Origin of the sequence: uncultured Microbulbifer sp. (genome assembly GCF_947489355.1) — a bacterium.
GTDB lineage: Bacteria > Pseudomonadota > Gammaproteobacteria > Pseudomonadales > Cellvibrionaceae > Microbulbifer.
The window spans coordinates 1-2,522 of sequence record NZ_CANLDD010000126.1 but is presented as its reverse complement, the minus strand read 5'-3'; the positions used below and the strand labels follow the sequence as shown (position 1 = coordinate 2,522).

Sequence of the window (2,522 nt, the reverse complement as noted above, 5' to 3'; positions counted from 1 at the left end):
AACAGCCTGGCCAGCACACTCAACATAGACCCCGTGCGATTACAGCACGCCGGATTCCTCGCCCTGGCAATCATCACTGATGTGGTAGGGCTGGTGGCGTTACTAGGGTTTAACGCTGCTTCAACGGTTTGTAAACGGTTGTCAACGGATGCTCAGCCGTTGTCAACGGCTTGTAAACGGCCGTTAACAACTTGTAAACAGCTGTTAACACATTTGTTAACGGTCGGTAAACGGTTGTCAACGGGTTGTAAACGGCCTTCAACGCCAGCTAAACGCTTATCAACGGTCGGTAAACGGCATGTAAACGCCGATCTCAGCCAGGAACAGATCGAGCTGGCCGACCGTATTTGCTCCGGTGAATTCGGCGCCCGTCCCGTGTTGAGGCGCATCAACAACGCCGTGCGCGGCGGCAACAGATTCGTTAAACCCGTTTTCGATGCCCTGGAGCAGGCAGGAGAAATCATTCGTGACGGCCATGGATTTTGTTTGGCTGGACGCCAATAGGCACGGTTTTGATTGCACCGTAGTTTTCAGGAAGGAACAACAATGAACGACGTTGAAAATATCGTAGATACAATCACTGCTGCGCTTAGAGGTGCACATACTCGACTTTGGACCAGCGAAGATATTGCAACTTATTTGAGCTGTAGTGAGTCAACCGTTTTCAGGATATCAGCAAAGCCTGGATTCCCACAACCAGTAAAGATCAATGGTGTCGGAGGGCGCCGGTGGGTTTCTGAGGAAGTACGGGACTGGGCTAAGAGACAGCGACCGTCAAGAAGGGTTGGGCCTGGCCGCCCGCGGGTCATATAGCCAGGTAAGGGCGCCTTTCATTGTCTAGAAAAGTAGCGGTTTCTGCTTGCCGGTTTCTCAGCTGGTTCTCTATCGCAGAGATCCTGCAATTGCCAAGGGTAAGAATGATAATTTTAGGCGGGTGGCCAAATCGGCGTTGCAAGTCCTTCATATCCTCGCCATCTTTGGTGACAATTGTCAAATTGTTTTCGGTGGCGTATTTCCAAACGTCCGAGTCTTTTTTCCCTAGCAGGCCTGCAGTCCTTGCCGCAATGATCCCTGGATAAATGTCATTTAATCGAGGAGCCAGTTTGTAGGAAAGGTTCTCATCCAGGAGAAGCACTTATGCAGCCCTCCCCTTACGTTGCTGAGCTGCTGCGTAACTCAGTGCAGCCCTGATTTTGGTTGAATTGAGGTCGGGGTAGTCATCAATGATTTCACTAAACGACATCCCGTCGCCCAACATTTCTAGAATATCTGCGACTGCAATCCTTGTTCCTTTGATACATGCTTTGCCCCCTCTTCTTTGGGGGTCTACCTCAATATAAGGTTGGTATTCCAACTTGCACCTCCATAGGCTTTTTCACTAAATAGCAAAAATACCGAGCGATTTACGACCATGGCTGTAACCATATGCAGGATGCTATATAGGGCCCAAGTAGCGGTCAAGCATTGACTATATTACCAGGGTAATCACTACATGAAGCATGCATCTATACCTGTGTGACTGCTTAGTCTAAGCGCAAAGCAATTTCAGTGGCTGTCGCATTGTAATAGATCATTAATGAGCGTGGGTCACGGTGCCCCACCATGCGTGCCAGGTCGAGCACGTCCAGCTTCCTAGCCAGCCGCGTAAGAGCTTCATGGCGAGTATCATGAAAACGCAGATCATCAATCTCGGAATTAATACGAGCACGCCTAAATAGCGCACTGGCTACATCCCGTCCAACCTGTAAAAAACTCCCGGACCTATCCTGTACCATTTTGAATAGCTCTACCGCTCGTCGAGACAATGGTATATGCCTTTTATCCCCGTTTTTCGAGACTTGCACAGTAACATAGCGCCCCTCTAAATTCAGATCTTCATGGTTCAGTGCCAATATTTCCCCTAGCCGCATTGCTGTCTCCAGAGCTACCAGGAATGTCCAAGCAACTTCCTGACGGCGGGTTTGAGGCGCCATTTCCTGCCAACCCAAGGCTGCACAGATTTGATCTATTTCCTGCATGCTGATACGCCGATCACGCGGTCGTGGATCGCGCGGACGCTCCAGCCCCTGGATTGGATGATGATCAAGGAGATGCCATTCGCGTAGCGCATAGCGACATACAGAGCCCAATAGATTAATTTCTCGATTTACGGACCCTGGTGATATAGCGGTGAGGCGGCGATCACGAAACTCTGCAAAATGCTGCGTTTTGAGCTCGGACAGCAATATTTGAGAGATGGGATCTGATGAAAATTTCTTCAGCCGTACTATTTCCCACCTTGCCCCAGCTCGGCCAGGTGATACCGACTCAGCGAAGCGCTCCATTAGGTCGCCAAAAGTGCCCGCGCGGGGCTTGCCGTACGTTCCTTGACGTATTTGATATTCAGTATCTTGAGCCCATTCCTGAGCCTGCCTCTTTGAGTCAAAGCTCGCACTAGGGGCTGTCCCCGTTTCACATGGGTAGCCATAGGAAGGCACAAGCCATAGCTACTGTGCTTTGATAGCACCTCTTGAGTTTGTCGA

General features: G+C 50.2%; 5 protein-coding genes. 2 read left to right on the top strand and 3 right to left on the bottom strand.

What is annotated here, in order from left to right:
* A partial coding sequence (locus tag Q1A48_RS20940) for a hypothetical protein (RefSeq protein WP_299948749.1) occupies positions 1-504 on the top strand: 504 nt, incomplete at its 5' end.
* A gap of 42 nt (positions 505-546) precedes the next feature.
* Positions 547-813 (top strand): AlpA family phage regulatory protein, encoded by a 267-nt coding sequence (locus tag Q1A48_RS22030; RefSeq protein WP_366523462.1) that lies wholly within the window; start codon positions 547-549, stop codon positions 811-813.
* Here the strand turns inward: Q1A48_RS22030 and Q1A48_RS20935 are convergent.
* The 3 genes from Q1A48_RS20935 to Q1A48_RS20925 form a co-directional block, all read right to left on the bottom strand.
* Positions 806-1,135 (bottom strand): DUF5615 family PIN-like protein, encoded by a 330-nt coding sequence (locus tag Q1A48_RS20935; RefSeq protein WP_299948748.1) that lies wholly within the window; start codon positions 1,133-1,135, stop codon positions 806-808. The two genes, Q1A48_RS22030 and Q1A48_RS20935, sit on opposite strands and share 8 nt — an antisense overlap.
* Entirely contained in the window at positions 1,136-1,354 is a 219-nt protein-coding gene (locus Q1A48_RS20930) for a DUF433 domain-containing protein (RefSeq protein ID WP_299948746.1), read from the bottom strand.
* Positions 1,355-1,523: 169 nt separating this feature from the next.
* Positions 1,524-2,324 carry a site-specific integrase gene (locus Q1A48_RS20925; protein ID WP_299948744.1) on the bottom strand — a complete coding sequence of 267 codons (801 nt, stop codon included), beginning with the start codon at positions 2,322-2,324 and terminating at the stop codon, positions 1,524-1,526.
* Between the last annotated feature and the right edge of the window lie 198 nt (positions 2,325-2,522).